This window comes from Pantoea sp. 1.19 (assembly GCF_001922585.1).
GTDB lineage: Bacteria > Pseudomonadota > Gammaproteobacteria > Enterobacterales > Enterobacteriaceae > 1-19.
The window spans coordinates 438,987-464,757 of sequence record NZ_MRBS01000002.1 but is presented as its reverse complement, the minus strand read 5'-3'; the positions used below and the strand labels follow the sequence as shown (position 1 = coordinate 464,757).

At 62.1% G+C, this 25,771-nt stretch carries 17 protein-coding genes; 5 read left to right on the top strand and 12 right to left on the bottom strand.

The window, feature by feature from the left end; translation table 11 throughout:
- Positions 1-82: 82 nt before the first annotated feature.
- Complete coding sequence (locus tag BS626_RS06070; RefSeq protein ID WP_075181489.1) at positions 83-2,524, top strand: glucose/quinate/shikimate family membrane-bound PQQ-dependent dehydrogenase; 2,442 nt, start codon at positions 83-85, stop codon at positions 2,522-2,524.
- A 109-nt stretch (positions 2,525-2,633) separates the two neighbouring features.
- Here BS626_RS06070 and xseA read toward each other — a convergent pair whose 3' ends face one another.
- On the bottom strand, positions 2,634-4,004 hold the full coding sequence (gene xseA, locus BS626_RS06065; RefSeq protein ID WP_075181488.1) for an exodeoxyribonuclease VII large subunit: 1,371 nt from the start codon (positions 4,002-4,004) through the stop codon (positions 2,634-2,636).
- 171 nt (positions 4,005-4,175) lie between these two features.
- Between xseA and guaB the strand changes: the two genes are divergently transcribed.
- From guaB to BS626_RS06045, 4 genes are all read left to right on the top strand, one after another.
- Positions 4,176-5,642 carry an IMP dehydrogenase gene (gene guaB / locus BS626_RS06060; protein WP_075181487.1) on the top strand — a complete coding sequence of 489 codons (1,467 nt, stop codon included), beginning with the start codon at positions 4,176-4,178 and terminating at the stop codon, positions 5,640-5,642.
- A gap of 64 nt (positions 5,643-5,706) precedes the next feature.
- Positions 5,707-7,287, top strand: a complete 1,581-nt coding sequence (gene guaA, locus BS626_RS06055; RefSeq protein WP_075181486.1) for a glutamine-hydrolyzing GMP synthase — start codon at positions 5,707-5,709, stop codon at positions 7,285-7,287.
- 2,057 nt (positions 7,288-9,344) lie between these two features.
- Positions 9,345-9,647 carry a hypothetical protein gene (locus BS626_RS06050; protein ID WP_075181485.1) on the top strand — a complete coding sequence of 101 codons (303 nt, stop codon included), beginning with the start codon at positions 9,345-9,347 and terminating at the stop codon, positions 9,645-9,647.
- A 916-nt stretch (positions 9,648-10,563) separates the two neighbouring features.
- A complete protein-coding gene (locus tag BS626_RS06045) occupies positions 10,564-13,602 on the top strand; it encodes an autotransporter domain-containing protein (RefSeq protein WP_083615905.1) in 3,039 nt (1,012 codons plus the stop codon).
- A 230-nt stretch (positions 13,603-13,832) separates the two neighbouring features.
- On the opposite strand, the gene BS626_RS06040 is transcribed toward BS626_RS06045, so the two are convergent.
- The 11 genes from BS626_RS06040 to BS626_RS05990 form a co-directional block, all read right to left on the bottom strand.
- Positions 13,833-14,372, bottom strand: coding sequence for a DUF2058 domain-containing protein (locus BS626_RS06040; protein ID WP_075181484.1), 540 nt, complete (start codon positions 14,370-14,372; stop codon positions 13,833-13,835).
- A gap of 156 nt (positions 14,373-14,528) precedes the next feature.
- Positions 14,529-14,783 (bottom strand): DUF1471 domain-containing protein, encoded by a 255-nt coding sequence (locus tag BS626_RS06035; protein WP_075181483.1) that lies wholly within the window; start codon positions 14,781-14,783, stop codon positions 14,529-14,531.
- Positions 14,784-15,204: 421 nt separating this feature from the next.
- The gene (locus BS626_RS06030; protein WP_075181482.1) at positions 15,205-15,540 is read right to left on the bottom strand and encodes a FaeA/PapI family transcriptional regulator; all 336 of its coding nucleotides are present in this window, start codon (positions 15,538-15,540) and stop codon (positions 15,205-15,207) included.
- Between the two features lie 638 nt (positions 15,541-16,178).
- Entirely contained in the window at positions 16,179-16,916 is a 738-nt protein-coding gene (locus BS626_RS06025; RefSeq protein WP_075181481.1) for an SDR family NAD(P)-dependent oxidoreductase, read from the bottom strand.
- A complete protein-coding gene (locus BS626_RS06020) occupies positions 16,906-17,157 on the bottom strand; it encodes an acyl carrier protein (RefSeq protein WP_371328484.1) in 252 nt (83 codons plus the stop codon). Before BS626_RS06020 ends, BS626_RS06025 begins: the two co-directional genes overlap by 11 nt.
- 14 nt (positions 17,158-17,171) lie before the next feature.
- A complete protein-coding gene (locus BS626_RS06015) occupies positions 17,172-17,960 on the bottom strand; it encodes a MaoC/PaaZ C-terminal domain-containing protein (protein WP_075181479.1) in 789 nt (262 codons plus the stop codon).
- Positions 17,957-19,210 (bottom strand): beta-ketoacyl synthase, encoded by a 1,254-nt coding sequence (locus BS626_RS06010; RefSeq protein ID WP_075181478.1) that lies wholly within the window; start codon positions 19,208-19,210, stop codon positions 17,957-17,959. The genes BS626_RS06015 and BS626_RS06010 overlap by 4 nt, the downstream gene beginning before the upstream one ends.
- Positions 19,200-20,579 (bottom strand): TolC family protein, encoded by a 1,380-nt coding sequence (locus tag BS626_RS06005; RefSeq protein ID WP_075181477.1) that lies wholly within the window; start codon positions 20,577-20,579, stop codon positions 19,200-19,202. Before BS626_RS06005 ends, BS626_RS06010 begins: the two co-directional genes overlap by 11 nt.
- Positions 20,576-22,507, bottom strand: coding sequence for an ABC transporter permease (locus BS626_RS06000; RefSeq protein ID WP_075181476.1), 1,932 nt, complete (start codon positions 22,505-22,507; stop codon positions 20,576-20,578). Before BS626_RS06000 ends, BS626_RS06005 begins: the two co-directional genes overlap by 4 nt.
- A 3-nt stretch (positions 22,508-22,510) precedes the next feature.
- Positions 22,511-23,668 carry an efflux RND transporter periplasmic adaptor subunit gene (locus BS626_RS05995; protein WP_075181475.1) on the bottom strand — a complete coding sequence of 386 codons (1,158 nt, stop codon included), beginning with the start codon at positions 23,666-23,668 and terminating at the stop codon, positions 22,511-22,513.
- A complete protein-coding gene (locus BS626_RS05990; RefSeq protein WP_075181474.1) occupies positions 23,665-25,770 on the bottom strand; it encodes a peptidase domain-containing ABC transporter in 2,106 nt (701 codons plus the stop codon). Before BS626_RS05990 ends, BS626_RS05995 begins: the two co-directional genes overlap by 4 nt.
- Between the last annotated feature and the right edge of the window lies 1 nt (position 25,771).

Below are 25,771 nucleotides of genomic sequence, written 5' to 3'. Positions count from 1 at the left end.
GGAATGGCCCTTGCACCAGGTACCGGACGCCCGTCGCCCGCAGCTGCCAACGGAGGGGTGAACCATCAGGAGAAGCGAAAACATGAGTGAAATGCAATCCCGCTCCGGCAAAGGATTGGGTATAGGATGCGGCGTGCTGGGAGTGATCCTGCTTGCCGTCGGGATTTTTTTTGCGGTGGGCGGCGGTAAACTGCTTAGCCTGGGAGGGAGTGCTTACTTCCTGATTGCGGGGATCGTGACCCTGCTGGCGGCGGTGCAGTTCCTGCGCCGGAAATCTTCTGCGGTCTTGATCTACGCACTGGTGTTCATCGGTACGCTGGTTTGGGCGCCAATGGATGCCGGTCTGGACTTCTGGCCACTGGTCTCGCGCCTGATGGTGCCGGCCGGCCTGATGATGCTGTCGCTGCTCACCTGGCCGGCGCTGCGTCAGCGTGAAGGCAAGCGCGGTTTTGCCGGCGTCGCTTTCGGCCTGAGCGGGCTGATTGCCGTTGGAATGATTGTCACCCTGGTGCAGATGTTCCAGCCGCACCCGACGGTGCCCTTTGCCGGTAAGCCGCTGCCGCTGGTGCCGGTCGAGAAGGGCCAGCAGCAGAAAGACTGGGATAACTACGGTAATACGCCGGGAGGCAGCCGCTTTGTGGCGCTGGACCAGATCACCCGCGATAACGTGAAAAACCTCAAGCCGGTCTGGACCTTCCACACCGGCGATACGCCGCTCAGCCCGGACGGTAACGGCGCGGAAGATCAGCAAACGCCGCTGCAGGTGGGGGATCGTATTTTTCTGTGTACGCCGCACAATAATGTGATTGCGGTCGACGCCGACAGCGGCAAGCCGATCTGGAAAGCGGAGATCAATGCCCAATCCTCGGTCTGGATGCGCTGCCGCGGTCTGGCTTACTTTGATGCCACTAAACCGGTGCCGCCGCCGACGGTGGCCGGCTCGATTGCACCGGCAACGGCCAGCGTGGCGCCGGGCGCCGCCTGTCAGCGCCGTATTCTGATGAACACCATCGATGCCCGCCTGATTGCGCTGGATGCCGATAACGGCCAGTTCTGCCCGGATTTTGGCCAGAATGGCGTCGTTGACCTGAAAGCCGGACTGGGCGAAGCGAAAGACCCGAGCTACGTGCTGACCTCGGCGCCGACGCTGGCGGGCACCACCGTGGTGGTGGGCGGCCGCGTGGCGGATAACGTCAGCACCGATATGCCAGGCGGCGTACTGCGCGGCTTCGATGTGATAACCGGCGCCATGCGCTGGGCGTTTGATCCGGGCAAAGACGATCCGACGATGGCGCTGCAGCCGGGTGAGCACTATACCCGCAGCACGCCAAACTCCTGGGCGGCGATGTCATACGATCCGGCGATGAACACCGTGTTCATTCCGATGGGGAGCTCCTCCGTTGACCTGTGGGGCGTCAATCGTACCAAACTGGACCACAAGTACGGCGCGTCGGTGCTGGCGCTGGATGCCACGACCGGTAAAGAGAAGTGGGTCTATCAGACCGTGCATAACGATCTGTGGGACTTCGACCTGCCGATGCAGCCGAGCCTGATCGACTTCCCGCTGCCCGACGGTAGCAGCAAGCCGGCGGTGGTGATTGGCACCAAAGCCGGACAGATCTACGTGCTGGATCGCCACACCGGCCAGCCGCTGACCAAAGTGGAAGAGCAGCCGGTTCCGCAGGCGAATATTCCGAACGAACAGTATGCCACATCCCAGCCGCGCTCGGTGGGCATGCCGCAGATCGGTGCCGATACCCTGACCGAATCGGATATGTGGGGCGCGACGCCGTTCGACCAGCTGGCCTGCCGCATTGCGTTTAAAGAGATGCGCTATAACGGTCTCTACACCGCGCCGGGCACCGACAAATCGCTCAGCTTCCCGGGGTCTCTGGGCGGCATGAACTGGGGCAGCCTGTCGACCGATCCCAATCACCACCTGATCTTTGCCAACGACATGCGCCTCGGCCTGTGGGTGCAGCTGATCCCGGCCGCGCCGTCCCGCGATGGCGCGGTGAATAACGGCGGCGAGGCGGTGAATACCGGGATGGGCATGGTGCCGATGAAAGGCACGCCGTATGCGGTCAATAAAAACCGCTTTATGTCCCCGATCGGCATCCCGTGCCAAAAACCGCCGTTTGGCACGCTGTCGGCCATCGACATGAAGACGCAGAAAATTCTGTGGCAGGTGCCGGTCGGCACCGTCCAGGATACCGGTCCCTTTGGCATTAAGATGCGCGCGGCGATACCGGTCGGTATGCCCACGCTGGGCGGCACGCTGGCTACGCAGGGCGGACTGGTATTTATCGCCGGCACGCAGGACTACTACCTGCGCGCCTTCGACAGCGCCACGGGTAAAGAGGTGTGGAAAGCGCGCCTGCCGGTGGGCAGCCAGGGCGGCCCGATCAGCTACGTCTCGCCGAAAACCGGTAAGCAGTATATTCTGATCTCCGCAGGCGGTGCACGCCAGTCGCCGGATCGCGGCGATTACGTGATCGCTTACGCGCTGGACGACGCCAAATAACACCGCGGCTGTGTTGACCGGCTCTGAATCCCCCCGCATGCGGGGGGATTTTTTTTGCCTGCGGCGGAATGATAAAGGGCGTGAGAAGGGGCGGGCGGGGGACTGGCGATCAGCCGCGCTGGCGGCGGCGCGCCGGTCGGGGCTGCACGCGAACCACGTCGCTCTCCACCCAGCCATCATCCAGCCGGGTGATCAGCCGGTCGCCGGGGTGCAGACGGCGGGCCTGTTTCACCACCTCACCGTCGCCGGTGGTGGTGACGCTAAAGCCGCGGGCCAGCGTGGCCAGCGGGCTGACGCCCTCCAGCTGGGCGCTGGCTTCGCCAAAGCGCTGCTTCTGCGTGGCCAGCTGCTGTGAGATGGCCTGCTGCAGACGGTACTGCCAGTGGCTGAGGCGCTGGCCGGCGCGATGCAGCCGCGGCGCGGGCGCCTGCGCGTGCAGGCGCTGCTCCGCGTGGGCCTGCTGCTGCGTGGCCTGGCGCAGCCGCTGGCGCACGGCATCGGCCAGGCGACGCTGCAGGCGCAGCAGGCTGCTTTGCTGGCGCGCCAGCCGCAGCTGGGGGTGCTGCTGCTGCAGGCGATGCAGCAGTCGGGTATGGCGGCGCTGCTGCTGTGCCAGATAGTAATCCCAGGCCATCTCCAGACGCTGCTGCTGCGACTGCAGGCGACGCACCAGCTCCAGCTGATTGCGGCTGACGAGCTCGGCCGCCGCGGAGGGCGTCGGCGCGCGCAGGTCGGCGACAAAGTCGGCCATGGTCACGTCAGTTTCATGGCCGACGGCGCTGACTACCGGAATGCGGCTGGCAAAGATCGCTCGCGCCACCCGCTCATCGTTAAAGCTCCACAGATCCTCGAGCGATCCGCCGCCGCGTCCGACAATCAGCACGTCGCACTCGGCGCGCGCATTGGCCAGCGCCAGGGCGCGTACAATCTGCGCCGGCGCGTCGGCGCCCTGCACCGGCGTGGGGTAAATGACCACCGGCAGGCCGGGATCGCGCCGGTGCAGCACGCGTAAAATATCCTGCAGCGCCGCCCCGGTGGCGGAGGTGATCACCCCCAGCTGGCGCGCCGGCTGCGGCAGCGGCTGCTTGTGCGCCGGGTCAAACAACCCTTCGGCGGCGAGGCGCGTCTTCAGCTCGGCAAACTGCTGCTGCAGCAGCCCTTCGCCCCCCGGGTGCAGGCTGTCGGCAATCAGCTGATAATCCCCGCGCGGCTCATACAGCGTGAGGGTGGCGCGCACCAGCACCTGCTGACCGTTCTGCACGCGAAAATTCACCCGCCGGTTGGCGTTGCGAAACATCGCGCAGCGCACCTGGGCCGTGTCGTCTTTCAGCGTGAAGTACCAGTGGCCGGAGGCGGGCTGTGACAGATTGGATATTTCGGCGCTCAGCCACACCTGGCCCATTTCGCCCTCGAGCAGCTGACGGACCGCGCTGTTCAGACGGCTAACGGTAAAAATATTGGCGGACGGGGATAGTGACATGTGATGAAGATCAAATTTTAAATCAGGCGGTTAATTCATCGATACTACAGGCCTGCGGCAGGGGATCAAGACTTTTTCTGAAAAAAGAGGTGGAGGCAACCGATTACGCCCTGTATAATGCCGCGGCAATATTTTATCTGTTCTCATTCACCCCCAGGTTGAGATATTGCCATGCTACGAATTGCTAAAGAAGCACTGACTTTCGACGACGTTCTCCTCGTTCCTGCCCATTCTACCGTCCTGCCGAACACGGCTGACCTCAGCACGCAGCTGACCGCCAGCATTCGCCTGAACATCCCGATGCTCTCTGCGGCGATGGATACCGTGACGGAAGCGGAGCTGGCCATTGCGCTGGCGCAGGAAGGTGGCCTCGGCTTTATCCACAAAAACATGCCTATCGAGCGCCAGGCGGACGAAGTGCGCAAGGTGAAGAAACATGAAAGCGGTGTGGTCACCGAGCCGCAGACCGTGCTGCCGACCACCACCCTGCGTGAAGTGAAAGCCCTGACCGAGCGTAACGGCTTTGCCGGCTACCCGGTCGTCAACGATAGCAACGAGCTGGTGGGCATCATCACCGGCCGCGATGTGCGCTTTGTCACCGACATGGACCTGCCGGTCACGGCGGTAATGACGCCGAAAGAGCGCCTGGTGACGGTGAAAGAGGGCGAAGCCCGCGACGTAGTGCTGCAAAAAATGCACGAAAAGCGTGTGGAAAAAGCGCTGGTGGTCGACGACAGCTTCCACCTGCTGGGAATGATCACCGTCAAAGATTTCCAGAAGGCCGAGCGTAAGCCGAATGCCTGTAAAGACGAACACGGTCGCCTGCGCGTCGGCGCGGCGGTCGGCGCCGGCGCCGGCAATGAAGAGCGCGTCGATGCGCTGGTGGCGGCCGGCGTTGACATCCTGCTGATCGACTCCTCCCACGGCCACTCCGAAGGCGTGCTGCAGCGCATTCGCGAAACCCGTGCCAAATATCCGGATTTGCAAATCATCGGCGGTAACGTGGCTACCGGCGCCGGCGCGCTGGCGCTGGTCGAGGCCGGCGTTAACGCGGTGAAAGTGGGCATCGGCCCCGGCTCGATCTGCACCACCCGTATCGTCACCGGCGTCGGCGTACCGCAGATCACCGCCGTGTCTGACGCGGTGGCCGCGCTGGAAGGCACCGGCATTCCGGTGGTCGCCGACGGCGGCATCCGCTTCTCCGGCGATATCGCCAAAGCCATCGCCGCCGGCGCTTCCGCAGTGATGGTCGGTTCCATGCTGGCCGGCACCGAAGAGTCTCCGGGAGAAATCGAACTCTACCAGGGGCGCGCGTTTAAATCTTATCGCGGAATGGGCTCGCTGGGCGCGATGTCCAAAGGATCCTCCGACCGCTACTTCCAGACCGACAACGCGGCGGACAAGCTGGTACCGGAAGGCATCGAAGGCCGCGTGGCCTACAAAGGCCGCCTGAAAGAGATTGTCCATCAGCAGATGGGCGGACTGCGTTCCTGTATGGGCCTGACCGGCTGTGGTACCATCGATACCCTGCGTACCAAAGCCGAGTTTGTCCGCATCAGCGGCGCCGGGATTCAGGAGAGCCACGTGCACGACGTGACCATCACCAAAGAGTCCCCCAACTACCGCATGGGTTCGTAATCCCCCTTAGCGTCATCGCCCGGCCCGCGCCGGGCGCTCTGTTCATTGCCCTGGAAAAGCCTTAATGACAACGGAAAACATTCATAAACACCGCATTCTGATTCTGGATTTCGGTTCGCAATACACTCAGCTGGTCGCCCGCCGCGTCCGCGAACTGGGTGTCTACTGTGAACTGTGGGCCTGGGATGTCACCGAAGAGCAGATCCGCCAGTTCAACCCGAACGGCATCATCCTCTCCGGCGGGCCGGAAAGCACCACGGAAGCCGGCAGTCCGCGCGCGCCCGACTACGTCTTTACCGCCGGCGTGCCGGTGCTGGGCGTCTGCTACGGCATGCAAACCATGGCGATGCAGCTCGGTGGCAAAGTTGAAGGCTCCAGCGAGCGCGAATTCGGCTATGCGCAGGTGGAGGTGAACACCCCGAGCGCGCTGATTCGCGATATCGAAGACGCCATCAGCGACGCCGGCAAACCGCTGCTGGACGTCTGGATGAGCCACGGCGACAAAGTCACCGCTATTCCGGACGGCTTTGTTACTGTTGCCAGCACCGAAACCTGTCCGTTTGCCATTATGGCTAACGAAGCGAAGCAATTCTTCGGCGTGCAGTTCCACCCGGAAGTCACCCACACCCGCCAGGGCCTGCGCATGCTGGAGCGCTTTGTACGCGACATCTGCCAGTGCGAAGCGCTGTGGACCCCGGCCAAAATCATCGAAGACGCCGTGGAACGCATCCGCCAGCAGGTCGGCAATGACCGGGTGATCCTCGGCCTCTCCGGCGGCGTTGACTCCTCGGTCACCGCCATGCTGCTGCACCGCGCCATCGGCGACCGCCTGACCTGCGTCTTTGTCGACAACGGCCTGCTGCGCCTCAACGAAGCCGATCAGGTGCTGGAGATGTTTGGTGATCACTTCGGCCTCAATATCGTCCACGTGGCCGGCGAGCAGCGCTTCCTTGACGCGCTGGCCGGCGAAAACGATCCGGAAGCCAAGCGAAAAATCATCGGCCGCGTCTTTGTCGACGTATTCGACGAAGAAGCGCTGAAGATGGAAGACGTCAAGTGGCTGGCGCAGGGCACCATCTACCCGGATGTCATCGAATCCGCCGCCTCGGCAACCGGCAAAGCCCACGTCATCAAATCGCACCACAACGTGGGCGGCCTGCCGAAAGAGATGAAAATGGGGCTGGTCGAACCGCTGCGTGAGCTGTTCAAAGACGAAGTGCGCAAGATTGGTCTTGAACTGGGCCTGCCACACGCGATGCTGTTCCGCCACCCGTTCCCGGGCCCGGGCCTCGGCGTTCGCGTGCTGGGCGAAGTGAAAAAAGAATACTGCGATCTGCTGCGCCGCGCCGACGCCATCTTTATTGAAGAGCTGCACAAAGCGGATCTCTACAATAAAGTCAGTCAGGCTTTTGCCGTCTTCCTGCCGGTGCGTTCGGTGGGCGTCATGGGCGACGGCCGCAAATATGACTGGGTGGTTTCACTGCGGGCGGTAGAAACCATCGACTTTATGACCGCGCACTGGGCGCACCTGCCGTACGATTTCCTCGGCCGGGTCTCCAACCGCATCATCAACGAAGTCAACGGCATCTCCCGCGTGGTGTACGACATCAGCGGTAAACCGCCGGCCACCATCGAGTGGGAATGATTTCGCGTCTGGCAACAGCCTGCACGTAAAAGCAGTAAAGTACCTCTAAGCCCGCATCACTGTGGGCTTTTTTTATTATGGCGATGGCCCTGTCTGGCAAAATACCGCGTCGCCAGGCACCCCGGGACGATCGCAAGGCAGAGCGCCGGGGTAAACCCGATGCGGTGTCTGGTACGCGATACCCTGCCGCCATTCACTGGGGAATCATGCTGCCCTGATGCGTCCTGACCAGGGGCAGAACAACAGGGGACGCGGTGTGATGCCGGGGCGGCGGAGCTCGGCGCCTTCGTCAATCATCAGCCCGGGCGGGCAGTCAGAGCGCCGTGACCGGCCCCCTGGTGCAACCGCGCAGCGATACCCGGATTTTTGGGTCCCCCCCTGCACAGAGACGAGGAGATGCACGTGAAAGTCCTGTTAGTGACGATAATATCCATGGCCACGGTTGGCTGTGGCGGCACTTTTTATCCGGAAATACCTGAAGCCTGGGAAAACGGACGGTGCTACAAAAGAGCGAGCGAGACTACCTGTAAGCGAGTAACGGATACCCTGGACGGAGCGGATGGCGATTTCCTGCGGCCAGCGAGGTAATGTTTTCTACCGGTCATGCAGGTTTGTCGATACGGCCGCCAGCGATGTTCTCATCAATCCCGGCAGCGCGGGCGCCACACCGGGGCGGCGCGCCAGGCGGTGAATGCCGGAGCCGGGCGGGGCATTCTGCTCCGTAGCGCCTCTTCGGCACCTTTCCGGTCTGGCGAACCCCGGCATCGGTGATCGACCTGCCGGCGTGAAAGGGCACTGTCCGGGCCACCCACACGCGGCAGGCGGAGCGGTAAGCGCTGCGGTTGCAGGCCGGCCCGCCGCCCGTCTGGGTGGGCTATGCATACCGGGATGACGCTGATGCGTGCTGCTGCCGGTAACGCGCTGTTGCTGATTGCATTGCCGATATCAGCACCGGCCAGTGCAGGGCGGGTAAGCCGCCGTAGCGCGCGGTGGCGGTGCCGACGGCCCGTTTTCTGCGGATCGCGTGTACCCCGGCAGCATGGAAGGCCATTCTGATGCCGCGGGATCGCGGGCCGCATCAGCGTCAGCGAGCCCGCGTCCGCGGCGGCCCTCTCGGTGGCCGGAGCGGGGGGATGCTGCCGGGATCTGCCCGCGGCGATCGGTCTGCGCAGGCTGCCAGCGGTGAGGAGCGGCGGTAAGGCGGGTCATCAGACAGCCGCAAAAACGCGCAAGCGGCATCCCGCTCACGCCATCAGAAGTCTCACCTGATCGGCTCTCTTATGCCGGCCCGTGGCAGAAGGGGGCGACAGGATTGAGAAACAGGCCACTGCAGTGAAAGGCTTGAGGAGATCACTGAATGGTTATCGGGCACTGCAGGCCGATTTCTATCGTGTTCATTAATCGGCGGGGTGGGTAATGAAAATGGTGACCTTATTTCCCGCCGGATCGGGTCGGTTGATGAAGGCTTTTCTGTGTTTGGTAACTTGCTGCTGTCCCGCCCGGGGGCATTCGCGCTGAATGCGCTGAACAGAGGCCGTTGGGTAAGATTTCGCTTACGCGCTGGGGAGAGTGTTAGGTGCGGGATAGTAGGGGCTCTGACGGCGAGTGGCGTCAATTTTTAACTGCAGCCCCTTTTCTTTCTGAAGATGTCCGCCGCGGGTTAACACTCCGGCGAGCGAGCAGAGTGTTTAGGTTAAGACGCGGCGCGTGTCTGCGAAGGAGACGCGTGAAGCGAGAAAGCGACTGGTTGTGGGCTCACTGATGGGGGAGAATAAAGAATACGGGCATCAGGCGGGTGGTGATAATAATGTCAGTGACAGGCGGTGTGCGTTTTTAATATCACGATTTTTATAAAAATATATGTCTGTTTATTCTGTGTTGAGGAAGCGTAATGTATGTGGCCTGTCGTTGTGCGGAATAATCTTATCGCGGCCGCGTCATAATATGTGCGGCGAGTTTTTTTTGATATAGATGCCAGGCTGATGAACTTTTGCAGAGGGTCCATGTCAGACCTATGCTATATGTCTGATTTAACTATGTCGCACAAGGAGAGTTAAATGCATCGTTATTTTTTTCTGTTTGCTTTTTCCGCTGTTCTGGTTTCTTCACCCGTAATGGCTGCCAAAAGTGAGAGCGGTCATACGCCAAATAATATCGAAAGCTGTATGCAACTTTTGCCGGAGAAGGGCCATGAATATAGCCTGACAATTTCGGGTAAGTTCAATAAGGAGCGCGAGTTTAACGGTGAGTTCAGCCTGACGGATGAAACGGGTAAATCCAGCAATACGGCGATGACGGAGCAAGATAAACATGATCTTGCTGCATTTCAGCAGTGTATCATGCCGCTTATAAAATCGTAGTTTACAGGCGTGTTGGCCTGCGTCGGGTCTCTATCCCGCAATAAGCGACGTGCCTGATACACGGTTTTCTGGCCGCCATCAGGATCGGAGGGCATCTCTGATCCTGTGGTGCGGCTTTGTGCCCGGGGATCGTGACGAGTGACCGACGGTGCTGCCCGCTTCGGGAAGTTATCGGGACGTATTCTTTGACAATCTCAGCCCATTCCGGCACGCCCTGTCAACACGTACGGTTTAAGCAGAGGCATCGGCATCACGGGCTTTCCGGGGGCAGTCCGGTTGCGTTGCTCCGCTTCTCTGCTTGCGGTGGCGGCCCCATAGCGGTAAGCGAGGCGATATTGCCTCGTCAGCGCTGCCCTGTCCGGCGACAATTTTTGGCAGCAAACTGCGCTGTCGCTCACGCCTGTTTTAACCTTCACAGCGGCAACGCGATGGCCCGGCGGGGATCTGCCCGCGCTTGCGATAATCCAGTGGGCATCACGTCGCTTACATCATCCGGATAACACGCTTACATTCTGAGGGACGCTGGTCGACGGCGCGGCGCATAACAATCACACTCGCACCATCATGGCGTACAGAATAATCTGAATGACAGGCGCCGCTGTCGCCCGCATTACGGGCCTCCATTTTTACATATTGCCGTAATTGCGCCGTATCATTATCACTATGGGCTTCACCGCTCTTGCCCTGTTTATCGTGTTGTTCACTCCGGGATATTTTATCGCCTGCCGATGCTTATCGCACGCCTCAGATATATTAAGCGCGGTGCCACGCTGAAGGATTGTTCTGAAAGCGGTTCAATGTTTTAAGTCTGTTTATAAAAATGTAAGTAAGTTTCATATTGTAACATTTGTGTGGCATCGTCACCTGCACCGCGACCATGCTTACGAGGCACCTGATGCATTTTCTGGAATAAGACATGAATATATCATCGCGCTTTATGCTCGTTACCTCACTGGGCTGCTCGTTATTCCAGCCGCCGGCGTGGGCCTTAATGAAAACCTATCAGGAGACCGGTTCTCCCGGCGTCGTGGCCAGCTGGATGACACCGGAATTTAGCCGGCAGTGGGGGCTAAATGCTATTCACGCGCAGTATGCTTATGCCCGCGGCTACAGCGGGAGCGGCGTAAATATCGGGATCCTGGATGCCAACGTGTTTGCGCATCCGGATCTGGCGGACCGCTTAAATGTGCTCTCCTGGGATCAGCCGATTAATTATGATGATGACAGTGGCAATATTGTGTTCGAATCACACGGTACGCACGTTGCCGGTATTGCCGCGGCGGGGCGTGACGGGATAGGCATGCATGGGGTCGCTTTTGCCGCCACGCTGACCACCGACAAATTAGATTCGGATGCGCCGCAACTGGAACAGCTGATTCAACGTGATGTGCGGGTAATCAATAACAGCTGGGGGGACAGTGTCGACATCGAAACCGATGATGAGGGGCAGCCACGCTATTTTCCCGACGGCCGGTGGCAATATCAGCACCTGGCGCCCGAGTACTGGGTGGGAAAACTGGCGGCGGTCAGGCCGCTGATTGATGCGTTAAGTCAGCGCCCCTTTTCCACCGATCGGGGAGAGGCAAATGGCGATCCTGGCCTGTACGCCGCCAGCGCCATGCTGCGCGCCGCGCGTTATGGCAAACTGGTGGTGTTCGCTGCCGGTAATGAAAATAACTATAACGTGCCCAGCAGTGCCGCCAGTATCCCCCATCTTTTCCCGGAAGTCCTGGATCGCTATCTGACGGTGGTGAACCTTGAATTCGGTGATGAGTTGACTCCCGATTCCACGCGCTGCGGACACACGGCCAGCTATTGCGTCGCCGCGCCGGGGACGGATATTTACAGCACGGTAGGCGAGTTGGTCTCCCACTCTGGCGGCCCGATTACCCGGGATGCGCTTCGCCGGGGCGCATTAAGTATCGCCCCCGGTTATGACACGATGTCCGGCACGTCGATGGCGGCCCCGCACGTGTCCGGCGCGGCCGCCGTGGTGATGCAGCGTTTTCCCTACATGACGGCAGATCAAATTAGCACTGTACTGAAAACCACGGCCAGTGATTTGGGAACGCCCGGCATTGATACGCTCTACGGCTGGGGGAAAATCAATCTGAAATCGGCGATGGACGGTCCCGGCATGTTCATTGCGCCGCAAGACATTCCGGCGCAATTCTATGTGCCCGGTTCCTACACCCAGACGCAGTTTGTCGCCAACGTTGCCGGTGTGGGGGAACGCCTGGACATGGGGACACCGCTCGAGCGACGCTGTTTGGGACCGGAATGTGGCTGGGATCTCTGGCGAAATAACATTGCTGGCCACGGCGGGCTGACCAAAGAGGGAGAGGGGACACTGGTACTCAGCGGCGTGAATACCTATTCTGGTCCCACGCTGATCAATCGGGGACGGCTGGAGGTCAGGGGATCGCTAGCATCGGATGTCAGCGTGCAGCGCGACGGGGTGATTAGCGGTCGCGGCGTGCTGGGATCGCTGCGCGTGCGCGAGGGCGGTATCGCCGCGCCGGGTAACGCCGGGGAGACGCTCAGGGTGTCGCGTGACGTCAGCTTTGCACCGGGATCCCGCTATGCGGTCGCGGTAGGGGCGTCCGGTGAAAGCAACCGGATCCAGAGTGGCGGTGCGGCCTCGATCGATGGCGGAGAGGTGGCGGTCATGCTGGCGCGCAGTGACAATCTGCTGACGCAGAGTGACGTGCGCAGTCTGCTGGGCCGGCACTATACCATTTTGACTGCGCAGCAGGGGATCCGTGGCCAATTTGACACCGTTGTCCCCAACTATCTGTTTCTCGGCGCCGGGTTAAGCTATCAACCGCAGGCGGTAACGCTGGACGTTGGTCGTAACCAGACGCGCTTCGCCAGCGTGGCGCAGACCCAAAACGAGCGGGCGGTGGCCGCTGCGGCCGACACCCTGGCGACGGGAAATCCGGTTTACGAGAGCATTCTGCACAGCAGTACCGCCGATGAGGCGCGTCATGCTTATCGTCAGCTGGGGGGGCAGATTCATGCGGATATTGCCTCCGCGTTGATCAGCGACAGTTATTATTTGCGTGAGACCCTGATTGCCCGGCTTCGTCAGGCGGAGGGAATGGCGAGCACGTCAGCAATCAAGGCGGATGAGCGCGGTGCCTGGGCGCAGCTGCTGGGCGCGTGGGATCGCGCCTCGGGGGATACGAATGCTACGGGATACCATGCTTCAACCACTGGCGTGCTGATGGGGCTGGACGCGGGGCCTGCCGAACGCTGGCGGCTGGGGATGGCCACCGGTTACACCCGAACTTCTCTGCGCGGTGGTAATGGCGCTACTGCCAGCAGCGATAACTATCACGTGGCCACTTACGGCGACAGGCAGTTCGGTCAGTTCACGCTGCGCGGCGGCGCGGGTTACAGCTGGCACCGCATCGACAGTGCCCGCTCGATAGACTTCGCGACGCAGTCCGATCGCGCCACGGCCAGCTACGGCGCGCGCAGCGCGCAGCTGTTTGCCGAGCTGGGCTACGAGGTGAAAAGCGACAGGCTGCGACTGGAGCCGTTTACGCGCCTGGCCCACGTGCAGTTTATGCACGACGGGATGGGGGAGACGGGCGGCGCGGCGGCGCTGCGCGCGGCTGATCAACGCCTCGATGCCACGGTTTCCACGCTGGGATGGCGGGCCGATAGCGTATGGCAGCTTAATCAACAGGCGGCCCTTGCTCTGCGAAGCGAGCTGGGCTGGCAGCATCAGTTTGGTGATGCCGGACGGGACGTCAGGCTGCAGTTTAGCGGCGGTTCAGCGCCGTTCAGTGTGGGGAGCGTACCGATCTCGCGCGAGGGGCTGTTAGCCAGCGCGGGGGCGGATATCACCGTCAGTCAACGCACGACGCTGTCGCTCGGATATAGCGGGCTGTTATCGCACCGTCACCAAAACAACCATCTGGGCGCACAAGTCTCCTGGCGCTTTTAATCCTGTCAGCGGATTTTCCCCCGCCGCCGGGCCGCGCCCCCGGTCGTTGGGGGCGCCTGTGTGCCGCAGACCGTCAAGGCGCGGCAGAGGAGCGCCACCGCCTTAGCTCAGGCCGCGTGTGGCAATGGAGCCTGTGATCGCCGGGGCGATGGGCTGAGCCAGTGCAGAGAGGCGCGCGGTGGCATGGCGCAGACGGCCCGGCCAGGTCGGGCTCTCTGTGCCATGCCCCGCTACCACATCAGATCATCGGGCACCACGAAGTCGGCGTACGGATCCTCTTCGTCTTTGGCTTCCTGCGTCAGCGCGCTGTGGTAGACAATCAGACTGGCATCTCGCTGTTTAATTTTATCCGCCACGCCGGCGGGGATAATGGCGTATTCAGCTTCCGCCTGCTTTTCTGAGGCCAGACGGGCAATGGCCAGCCGGCCATTGATCAACTGAGCCTGGGTGGCTTTGTCGACATACACTTTTTTAATCAGGTTATGGTCGGTAAAGTTATAGCCGATATCCCCCCGTGAAATCACCACGCGGTTCATTTCGATCAGTTGCTTGATCTGCGCTTTATACTCTTTCGCCAGCGCCGCCTGCCTGTGCTGCTCATTAAGCGCTTTGTCTCGTTCGGCTTGCGCCTGTTTATTGGCCTCGACGGCCTCTCTCGCCTCACGCGCCTGCACGCGGGATTTTTTGGCGGTGCGCTGCACCTTGGCCATTTTTTTGCTGCTGACCAGACCGGCTTTAAGCATCTGCTCTTGTAACGTAAGTTTTGTCATCTTCTTTTCGCGGGCGATGGGGGAGGCGGAATTATATCCCTAACCGGGTGAAGAGTGCCAGGGGACGGCTGGCCGCGCGGGCGTGCCGCAGAGGAAGTGCAGGCCCGGATCGGGCCGAAGCCCTCCGCCGCAGCGGAGGGCGATTCGCAGAGAGGGTTACTTATAGATGTCTGCGTTGATGGTTTTATTGTCCTGATGGCCCTGCTCTGAGGTGATAACGTAATATTTACCCCCCTTCTCATCGACTTTTTTGCTGAGGCCATCTTTATCCATGGTGAAGCCATCTTCTGTGATGCTGATGGTACCGATTTTCTCATGCTTTGCCGCGTCTTCCTGCGTGATTTGCTGGGCAGCTAAGGTAGAGAAGGACGCCAGAGAGGTGATAATGATAATACTTTTTAATAACTTCATGCCGTACTCCTTGTATGATTGAAGGTAAGTCATATGACTATAAAGGTAAGCCATATGACTATAAGAGATTATTACCGATGTGCAAGTTAGCTGTTTAAACCGTGGTCAAACCAGTGCGCAGCAATCTCACCTATCATTCGCACGGTGAACGGTTTCGGCAGTAAACTTTATGCGCTACGCGTCACGGGACGCTGAGACGGCGGTGGGGCGTCACGCGAGGCTGCCGTGCCAGGCGCTGACGCGTTCCCGCGCCGCGGGCGCGGCCTCCTGTCGGCCTCGCGCGGGGCGGCATTGCCCTGACGGGCGCGGCGGTGAGACGCTCCGCTACGGATGGCGGCACGATCGGAGGCGAGCAGTGAGCCGGGGAGTTGCCGGAATGAGCTGCGGGGATCGCCCGCGCCGCCGACTGACGTCGGCAGGTTCAGCCGGAACAGTGCAGTGAGGCGGGGATATACCAGTGGTGATGTTTATGCCGCTTATTTCGGATCACGCAATCGCACTTCTCCAGCGGCAGCAGTAAATGACGCACTTTATAGATAGAGATACCACAATAATTGGCTATCTCGCGCGTTGACAATCCGGAAGGTGAGTGCGCCTGCAGGAGATGTAAGATGCGCATTTTTTCCGGGGTATTGATGGATGCGATGTCATCCTTACCGATCCCCATTTCCTGTGCCAGGGTCATCAAATTGTCGAAGGGGTGAACCGGGGCATCACTGTCCGGTCCCGGTAGATAAGCGCAAGGTGAAGATTTCATGAGTCATACTCCAGCAAAATCATGGAGTGGCCAGTATGGAATTGCGCGATCGGGCAGGCAATATTAATAGTTAAAAAGCTTAAAGATAGGTTTTTTATCCATTTAATAATATTTTTTAATGTTTTAGTTCTGCGATTGCTTAATTTTCGCGCACCTCGACGTATTCCGTTCGCGCGCAAGAAAAAGAAAGAACCGCGCTGTGCAGCCGTTATCGAAACGCTGCCCCCCGCCGCTGCCGCCATCGGGCATTATCGGTGCTAAAGGAAGGAGACCCCGGTGACTTTTTCTGCACGGGGCCGGACGGTTAGCGGGGCGTGAGCAGGCTGTTACCATCACGCGGCGGAGGGTAAAGCGTCCGGGAGTGCCGGCGTGCGTATCTGAAAGGATAAGCGGCGGGGACCGCTTTTTCGGCCGGCAAGGCCTTCGCCGTCGGAGGGGGATCGCGGGTTTAAACATGAATCGGGATCGGACGTCTTGATCTCCTTCGCCGGCGCGCGCGGCGCGCGGGTGGTTTTACCGATTTCAGTAGTGGCTTTGATAGCCCTTCGCCGCCGCGCGCGGGTTGGGAAAGCGTCGCGATGGGGACTGCAGCGTGGACGGCGGCGGGCTCGCCTGAATGCGACGACCCGCCGCCGGGGTCAGGCGGTGAGGCCGCCATCCAGCACCAGGGTGTGCCCGGTGAGATAGCGGCTCTGGTCCGCAATCAGAAATGCCGCCGCGTGTGCGACCTCCTCCGGAGTGCCTAACCGCCGCAGCGGGATGGCCTGCCGCAGCGTTTTCAGCCTGGCCGCCGGAATGTCATCCAGCATATCACTGGCGATCAGCCCCGGTGCCAGGCAGTTGACGCGCAGGCCAAAGCGGCCCACTTCCTGGGCCAGCGATCGGGCCATCCCCATCATCGCCGCTTTACTGGCGCCGTAGGCGGTTTGGCCGCTGTTGCCCTTAAACGCGGTCACGGAGGACATCAGCACGATGGCACCACTACCGCGGACCATCATCGCGGGCAGCAGGGCCTGGTGCCAGTTGACGATGGCGATCAGATTATTATCCAGTAGCGTTCGCCACGCCTGTGGCGACTGGTGAATATGCAAACCGTCGCGGGCGATGCCGGCGTTATGAATGATGGCCGCGGGAGCCCCGCGTTCTGCCAGTAACCGCGCGGCCAGCTGGGTGACTGCCGCATCATCGCTGCCGTCACAAACGGCACCTTCCAGCCAGCGTGCACCCTGCGCCGGGCGGGCCCGCGCCAGCGTCTGCGCGATGCCCGCTTCGCGCCGACCGGTGAAGAAAATACTCCATTCGCTCGCCAGCTGACACACCAGCGCCTGGCCAATGCCGCGGCTGCCGCCGGTGATCAATACCCAGTTATCCGCCATGCTGACGCTCCTGCTCCGCCGCGATCAGCGCGCTCAGCTCGCGCAGCGTCATGGTGGGGTGCTGGATGAAGGCATCGGCGGTCAGGGTCACCTGATACTCACGTTTGGCCAGCACCATCAGCTCAACGTAATCCAGGCTGTCGAGTGCCAGCTCCGGCAGGGTAGTGTCCGGCGTTAGCGTCGCCGGTTCGACATCCTTAGCATCACAGATCATTTCGCAAATTTTTTCATAAACAGTCACGGTATCTCCTTGGCTTACACTGTGCCCAGCGGCCCCCATTTCAGGGTAATGGCGCTGCTGATGGCAAGATGATGAAAGTGGGTTCTGGCGGTCAGGCGCACGATCGCACCGGCGCTGAGCGTGCCAATCACCAGCGGCGGCAGCGTCTCCACGATCAGATCGTCCGCTATCGCCGTCGGCTGCCAGCTGGCCAGCAGCCGGTGATCAAACAGGGTCTCCTGGTGGGTCTGGACCACCGAATAGTGCCGGAACAGGCTCTCCAGCGTGGCGGCCGCCGGTAGCTCACTGGCCAGCGGCGGCTGGCGGAGTACGGCTGGATCCTGAATCAGATGACGAAACAGCAGCGCGTCGGCAAAATGCCACTGCTGCGCACCGGGGAGCAGCGGGGCAAAGGCGCGTCTAAGCGGCGCGATCGCGGTCGGCGAGAGGCGCGTGCGGTGGAGCGCCGCCTCGCCGAAGCCGTCCGGGGCTGCGGTTATCTGACAGGAGATGCAGGTTGCCCCGTCTTGCGAATCAATCACGCGAACGCCGCCGGCGCGGCGCGGATCGCGCTGTAAGCGATAATCGGTATCGCACCACAGCGGTCGCCGCAGCCGCACCGCACAGCGCAGCCAGGCCGCGTCGCTGACGCTGGCGCTGGCGCCCTGTTTAACATCCAGCAGCGCACGCATCCCGTGCACGCTGGGCTGGCTGCCACCCAGCGCGCGGGCTCGCGCGGGATCGAAGTGGATCGGATTGTTGTCCCCGGAGAAAGCGGCCCACTGTTGGGCGTCGGCCATTCCGTAGCGCAGCAGACGATTCATGATGCGCGCTCCAGGACCAGCGCGGCGTTGGCGCCGCCGAAGCCGAAGCTGAGGTTCAGCGTGCGCCGTAGATGACCGGCGCGATGACCGTCAACAATGTAGTCAAGGTCGCAGACGGGATCCGGCTGCTGATAGTTAGCGGTGGCCGGCATGATGCCGTGGGCCATCGCCTGCAGGCAGACGATGCTTTCGAAGACGCCGGCGGCGGAGATCAGGTGACCGGAGTAAGATTTGGTACTGGAGGTGGGAATTGCATACGCCTGCCTGCCCAGTGCCATCTTCAGTGCCCGGGTTTCATTGGCGTCGTTCAGCGGGGTTGAGGTGCCGTGCGCGTTGATATAGTCGAGCTGTGCGGCGGTGAGCTGCGCCTGCGCCAGCGCCTGACGGATGGTTTGCACCCGCGCCGCGCAGTCTTCGGCCGGTGAGGTAAAGTCCCAGGCATCAGAGTAGTTCGCGTAGCCGGTGATTTCGCCAAGGAGGGTCGCGCCGCGCGCCAGCGCGCTGTCGCGCTCCTCCAGACAGAGCACCGCTGCGCCCTCGGCCAGGACAAAACCGCTGCGGTGCGCGCTAAACGGGCAGCTGGCGCGCTGCGGGTCTTCCCCCTCTTTACTGAGCGCCCCGAGTACGTCGATGTTCCACACGGCGCAGTGGCTGGTAAGCGACTCGCCGGCCCCGGCCAGCATCATCGATGCCCGACCGCTGCGGATCGCCGTAAAGGCGTCACCGACCACCATGGTGCCGGTGGCACAGGCGGCGATAACGGTATTTTGATAGCCCTGTAGCCCCCAGAACTGGCTGCAGGCCGCGGAGGTGACGCTCGGCATGGCAAAAAAACAGTTAAACGGCGAGGTGACGCCGCTGGCGGCAAACTCCGCCTGCGCATCGTAGCTTTCGTCCAGCCCGCCCCAGCCGGTGCCCATGATGACGCCGCAGGCCAGCGGATCGTAAATCTCGCCGGGCAGGGCATCGCCAAAGGCCATGCGCATCGCCTGACGTGCTGCCCCGACGGTCAGGCGGGCAAAGCGCGGCAGCCGGCGACGTATCACCGCCGGCATGCCCTTCAGGCTGGGCTCCTCCGGCAGTAGTCCCATAAACCGGGTCTGAATTTGGCGCGCGGCGTTATCCACGTAGCGGTAGCCAAGGCGTGAGTCCATGATGCTTTGCCAGCTTTCGGCGGCGCTGGCGCCAAGCGGGGTCACCGCGCCGTAGCCGGTGACCACGACGCGTTTGGGCTGATGTTTAGTGTGCATAAAGTATCCTGTAGTGCATATCGCCACCGCCCTGGGCCAGCCAGAGCTGCAATGTGGCGGTGAGAACGTCGTTTTGCGCCTGGGCCAGCGCGTTATCGAGATCGAGCCTGTTGTCCTGTGCAGCCAGTAGCGTGGTGAAATCCACCGCCCCGGCAAGGTAGCGCTGACGGGTCAGATCCAGCCGTTCAGCGCTGAGGCGCAGCGATTGCTGCAGCCGCTGTGCTTGTGCGCAGGCGCTTTGCCGGCGCGCCAACGCGTTATCCACTTCCGCCAGTGCGGCATAGGCAGTGCGCCGAAAGCTCACTGCGGCCTGGCGCATCTCCAGACTGGCCTGGCGAATGGTCAGCTGGCCGTGGTGCCACTGTACAAAAGGCAGCGTCAGCAGCGCCCCCACGCTGCGCTCGGGTTCGCGAAACCATTGGCGGAAGAGGGTGCTACCGGCGTCCAGCGAGGCGTTGAGCGACAGCGTCGGATAAAAACTCAGGCGCGTCGCATCCCAGCCCGCCAGAGCGGCGCGCAGGCGCGATTCCGCCGCCTGAATATCGGGGCGGCTGGCCAGCACCGCCAGCGGCGTTTGCTGCCGCAGCGGCAGGGGCGGCAGGCGGTCAATGGCCGGAGCTTCCGCCGCGTGCTGTTCCGCCGGACGATTCAGCAGCAGCGCCAGCGCATTCCGCGCGCTGGCGCGCTGCTGAATCAGTACGCTGATCTGGTTATCCAGCGCCAGTTCAGCCTGCTGCGCCTGCAGCAGATCGAGGCGCCCCACCTGGCCGGCGCGCAGCCGCACCGCAACCTGCCGGGTGGTTTGCGCGGCAATCATCTGCCGCTGCTGCAGGTTACGGTACTGCTGGTTGTACTGCGCAATGTTCCAGTAAAGCTGCGCGGTGGTGCCAATGGTGCTCAGCAGCGTGGCCTGATAGTCCGCAGCGCTGGCAACGGCCTGCCAGTCGCGCGCTTCGCGAGTGCGCGCCAGCTTGCCCCACAGGTCCAGCTCGTAGCTGAGGTTCAGGGCGCTACGGTAGCTTTCCCGGGATGCAGCGCCGCGCAGCGCCTGACGGTTGCTGGCGCCGCTGTCGGCGCTGACGTCGGGCGTCAGATTGCCGGCGGCAAGTCCGGCCGCCACCCGCGCCTGCTGCAGGCGAATGCCGGCGGCGGCCAAATCGTTATTGCTGGCCAGCACTGCGGCAATCAGCCGCGAAAGGCGTGGATCGCCAAAGGTCTCCCACCAGTTGGCTGCCGGAGGCGTTCGATCCGTGGAGCGGGCGGCGGGCCACTGCTGCGGCAGCGAGAGCAGCGGTCGCTGATACTCACTGCGGGTCAGCGAACCGCAGCCGGAAAGCAGCAGGAGAATAAGCAGAAAAGCCGATTTCATTCGCGTGCCAGCGCCTCCGTCGGCGGCAGGCGGGAAGCTTTGCGCGCCGGAAAATAGCCAAAGATCAGGCCGATGGTGGCGGATACGCCGCAGGCCAGTAACAGAGGTAGCAGGGTGAAAACCATCGGAAAGGCCGGCGTAAACAGCGCAAAGATCTGCCCTGCCAGCCACGACGCCAGCACGCCGGCCGCGCCGCCCAGGCAGCAAAGGGTGACCGCCTCGATCAAAAACTGGATCAGAATATCTGCCGGGCGGGCGCCGACGGAGAGTCGGATGCCTATCTCATGCGTACGTTCGGTCACCGACACCAGCATGATATTCATCACGCCCACGCCGCCGACCAGCAGTGAGATCGCCGCAATGGCGGTGATCAGCAGCGACATGGAGTCGGCGGTTTTTTGCAAGGCGGCGGCCAGCTGGTCGTCGGTTTGGGTAAAAAAGTCGCGCTGTCCGTGCGTGCGCAGCAGGTGACGTTCAACGCGCTGCGCGGCGGTGGCCGGCGTCAGCGGCGGTGAGAAACGCAGCACAATGCCCTCCAGCGGACGATCGCCTGCCAGTCGCTGCTGGAGGGAGGTCCAGGGGACCCAGCCGGCCATCAAGCCGCCAATGACCTGCGGACCGGGACGCGAGGCTACGCCTATCACGCGCCAGGGGGCGCCGGCGATCTGCACAATGTGCCCGCTGGGATCGGCCTCGTTGGGAAACAGCGTCGCGCGAGCGGTGTTATCGAGGATCACTACCGGCTCGCCGTCCCGTACGTCCCTCGAGCTAAAAGCCTGACCGTGCGTGATGTGCAGCCCCTGCAGTGTCGCATAATCCTGCGCGACGCCTTGCAGCATCAGATCGGCGTGACGATCGCGGTACACCGCCAGTGCGGTGCTGCTGAACAGCGGTGACACGCCGCTGACCCACGGCAGCGTCTGCAGGCTGGCCACGTCCGCTAACGTCAGCGCACGCGACATCCAGGCCGGCTGATTACCCCAGCCGGTTCCCGGATGAATCGTCAGCGTGGTGCTACCCAGCTGGCCCACTTCCGCCATGATCGCGCGACGGGCGCCTTCTCCGATTGCCATCGAGGAGACCACCGAGGCGATCCCGATAATGATCCCCAGCATCGACAGGAAGGCTCGCAGGCGGTGTCCCTGCAGGGCACGAAGCGCCATGAGCATCGCGCTGCCCAGCCTGGCGGGCAGCGGCGCCCGGCCCGGCGCGCGGGCGGTCAGCGGCACTGGCGCGTCGCGTGCTGTCTGACGGACATCGCTCACGATAGTCCCGTCGTGCAGAGTGACGACTCGCTGCGCCTGGCGGGCGATGGTGGGATCGTGCGTGACCATCACCACCGTGTGGCCGGCCGCATGCAGGCGATGCAGAATTTGCATCAGTGCGGCCCCGCTGGCGCTGTCGAGCGCCCCGGTTGGCTCATCGGCAAGGATCAGCGGCGCACCGTTAATCAGCGCCCGACAGACGCTGACCCGCTGCTGCTGGCCGCCGGACAGCTGAGCTGGCCGGTGATGCAGATGGTCGGCGATGCCCAGCTGTTGCGCCAGCGAGGCGCGCCGCGCCTGCAGCTCGCTGGCCGGCATCGCGGTGTAGCGTGCCGGCATGGCGATGTTTTCGCTGGCGGTCAGCCAGGGCAGCAGATGATAGCGCTGAAAAATAAAGCCCAGATAGCGGCTGCGCAGTTCGGCCAGCTGGCGCGCATCGGCGCGGTGCGTAGGAATGGCGTTCAGCCACACTTCGCCGCCGGTCGGACGATCCAGGCAGCCAATCAGGTTCATCAGGGTGGATTTGCCGGAGCCGGATGCGCCGACAATGGCCACCATTTCACCGGGATCGATACTGAGGGAGATGTCCTGCAGCACGGTCACATGCTGGCCGCCTATCGTCCAGGCGCGCGAAACGTCACGCAGCGAGATAATCGGTTGCATCGTTCACTCCTCTCCCTGCGCGGAGGCGACCAGAACCCGATCCCCCTCCTGTAGCCCGCTTATCACCTCAGCATATTGCCGATCGCGCAGTCCGGTTTGCAGGACGCGACGCTGAGGCTGGCCGTTAACCGCCACCATCACCGCATAGCGATCCGCTCCCAGCGGCTCGCCGAGCGCGTTGAGCGGAATGCGCAGGGCGCCATCGGCGTGGGCAATGCGGATCAGAACCTGCGCGGTCATCGCCGTTTTTAGAAGGCGATCGCGGTTTGCGACATCAAAGCTGCCGGTGTAATAGACGGCGGCTGAACTGGCCGGACCGCCGCTGCCCCAGCGGTTACCTGTCTCGGTCAGCGCCTCTGGCGGGGCCGGCTGAACATAGCCCATGGTGGCGCGGTAGCGTCGTTCGGGATTGGCTATCACATAAAACTCCAGCGGCTGACCGGCGTGAATTTTTTGAATATCAGCTTCGGAAATGCGCGTTTCGACCCGCATCTGTTCGAGATTGGCCAGCACCAGAATCGTCGGTGCGCTTTGTGATGAAACAATGGTCTGGCCTTCCCGGGTTACGATCCCCAGCACTTCTCCGTCAATCGGCGCCACAATGCGCGTATAGCTCAGGTTGGCCTGTGCGGTCTTGACGGCCATCTGCGCCTGCACAATCTGCGCATCGTCAACCGCCATTTGCGCCTGCTGCGCTGCGTAGCGCGCCCGCGCTACTTCGAGATCGCTCTGTACGCCGGCACCGTCGCGCATCATCTGGCGCTGTCGCTGGTAGGCCAGCCTGTCGCGCTGCAGCGTGGCCTGCGAGGCGCGCTTCTGCGCGCTGGCGCTGGCCAGCCGCGCCTGCGCCGTGTTCAGCTCAGACTCCTGCAGGGTGGGATCGATCTCCGCCAGCAGCTGCCCCTTGCGGACCCGATCGCCCTGGCGCACATAGAGCTTGCGCAGCTGGCCGTTGACCTGGGCGCCAACCTCGACTTGCATCGCCGGTTTCAGCGTCGCTGAGGCGATCACGGTTTTTTCAATGGTACCGCGATCGAGGGGGATCGCCTGCAAAGGGTGGGCAGGGGGGAGCGGCGACAGCAGCTGTCGCGCGAGTCCCACTGTCAGCAGGACCAGCGCCACCGCGCCACCGGCAATAGTCAGACGCCGTGTGCGGTTCATGATGCCGCTCCTGCGGGAGTCAGCGCGCCGCTATCCAGCCGCCAGACGCGGCTAAAGCCCGACATCACCTGCTCGCTGTGGGTAACCACAATCAGCGTTTTTCCCTGCTGACGACAGTGCGTATGCAGCGCCGTCATCACCTTGGCCGCCGTCTCTTCATCCAGGTTGGCCGTCGGTTCATCCAGCAAGAGGATGGGGCGGGTACTGTACATCGCGCGGGCCAGCAGGAGCCGCTGGCGCTGGCCGAGCGACAGGGCGGCGTGGCTTTCGCGGATCAGGGCATCCAGCTCACCCGGCAGCGCGCGGATGGCGTCGTCAAGATCCAGCGAGGCCAGCAGAGCCAGCAGTCGCCGGCGATCGCGCTCGCTATGCCCGGTAGCAAACAGCGTGATATTGTCGCGAACCGAGCCGTGGAACAGAATGTCCTCCTGACTTTGCAGCCAGACGCGTTGGGTCAGCTGCGCCGGCGTCAGCGTCGTTTCGCCGGCATAACAGGCTCCGGACTGCGGTGAAAACAGACCGGCTATCAGCCGCAGCAGGGTGCTTTTTCCGGCCCCGGACTCACCGATAATGGCGAGGTGCTCGCCGGCCACCAGCGACAGAGACAGTGCGCGGAGGATCGGCTGCTGCGGATCGTAGCCAAACGTCAGCTGCTCAAAGCGCAGATCCGCTGAGGGCGTGACCGGCGGCGGCGGTGTCGCTACAGCTGAGGCGCTGACCGGCATAAACAGGCTGCGAGCGCGCGTGTCAATTACGTGCAGCTGCGATTTCTGGATCACCGAATAAAACAGGTGCGTCACGTAAGAGGTGAAGATTTGCCGCAGGAAGCTGTAGGCGAAAAAGTCGCCGAGAGAGATGCGCCCGGCGTGAACCATCGGCAGCACCATCAGCATAAAAACCACCATTTCGAGGTTGCCGGTAAGCTGGTAGAGCCCCTCTTTTACCTGTTGATAGATTTTCTGGCGCTGCAGACAGGCAAACAGCTGACGGCTGTAGTCAGCGAACTGGCGCTGACGCAGCGGTGCCAGTCCGGCGGTTTTCACCGTCAGGATCCCCTGCAGGGTCTCCATAAAAAAGTCATTCAGCGCCGCGCTTTTCAGCTGTAGCTGCTGGGTGTACCAGCGATCGCGGATCACCGCCCAGATGCTGATCAGCCCCATTACGGTGACGCCCACCGCCGAGACAGCCGCCAGCAGCGGGGCGATCCAACACATCACCCCCAGCGCAATCGCCGCGATGACCCAGTCGATGCGCAGGGCATTATCCAGCTCAATTTTCTGCAACATGCCGCCCTGCCAGGCGGTGAAGCGGCTGAAAATCTCGCCGGGGGCGCGTTTTTCGAAGAAGCGCAGTGGGTTCGCCAGCAGGCGGGAAAATCCTGTGCCGCTGTGGACCAGCACAAAGGCTTTGATATAGCGCTCGCTGACGATCCTGACGCCAATCGCCAGCAGCGTGGCAACCAGAAACGCGACGATAAAGCCGCCCCAGGGAAAGGCACCGTCCGTGCGGCTGGAAAACGCCTGATTGATGGCGTTGCTCACCATGATCGGCATTAAAAACAGCGTCAGTGAGACGACGAATGCCAGCAGCATCAGGCGATAAATGCCGGGTACCGCCGCCGTTTCTCGCAGGCTCAGGGGGCGAGGGGGACGATCGGTGTTGGCTGATACCGGCAGGGACGGATCTGCCGCCAGCGTCTGCCCGGCGTCCAGAATCAGCGCGTAACCGCTGATCTCCCGCTTCAGCGCCGTCAGGGGAAGCCACTGTTCACCAATAGCCGGATTGATGACGCAGACCTGTTGCCCCTGGCGGTAGGCCAACAGCACAAAATGGTTGGCGCCATAGTGCAAAATGGCGGGCAGCGGCAAATCGCCGAGCTCGCGATGGTCAAAATGTACCGGTGAGGTAGCGATCCCCAGCCGCGCGGTGATGATCATCAGCGTTTCCAGTGAGGTGCCGTGATCGGACGCGGGAAACCACTGACGCAGCGTCTCCAGCGCCACCGGCTGTCCCTGGGTGTCGGCAAGCATCGCCACGCAGGCTAATCCGCACTCGTGGGTCTCTTCCTGAAAAATAACGTCGGGTATTGGCTTCTTGTGCATA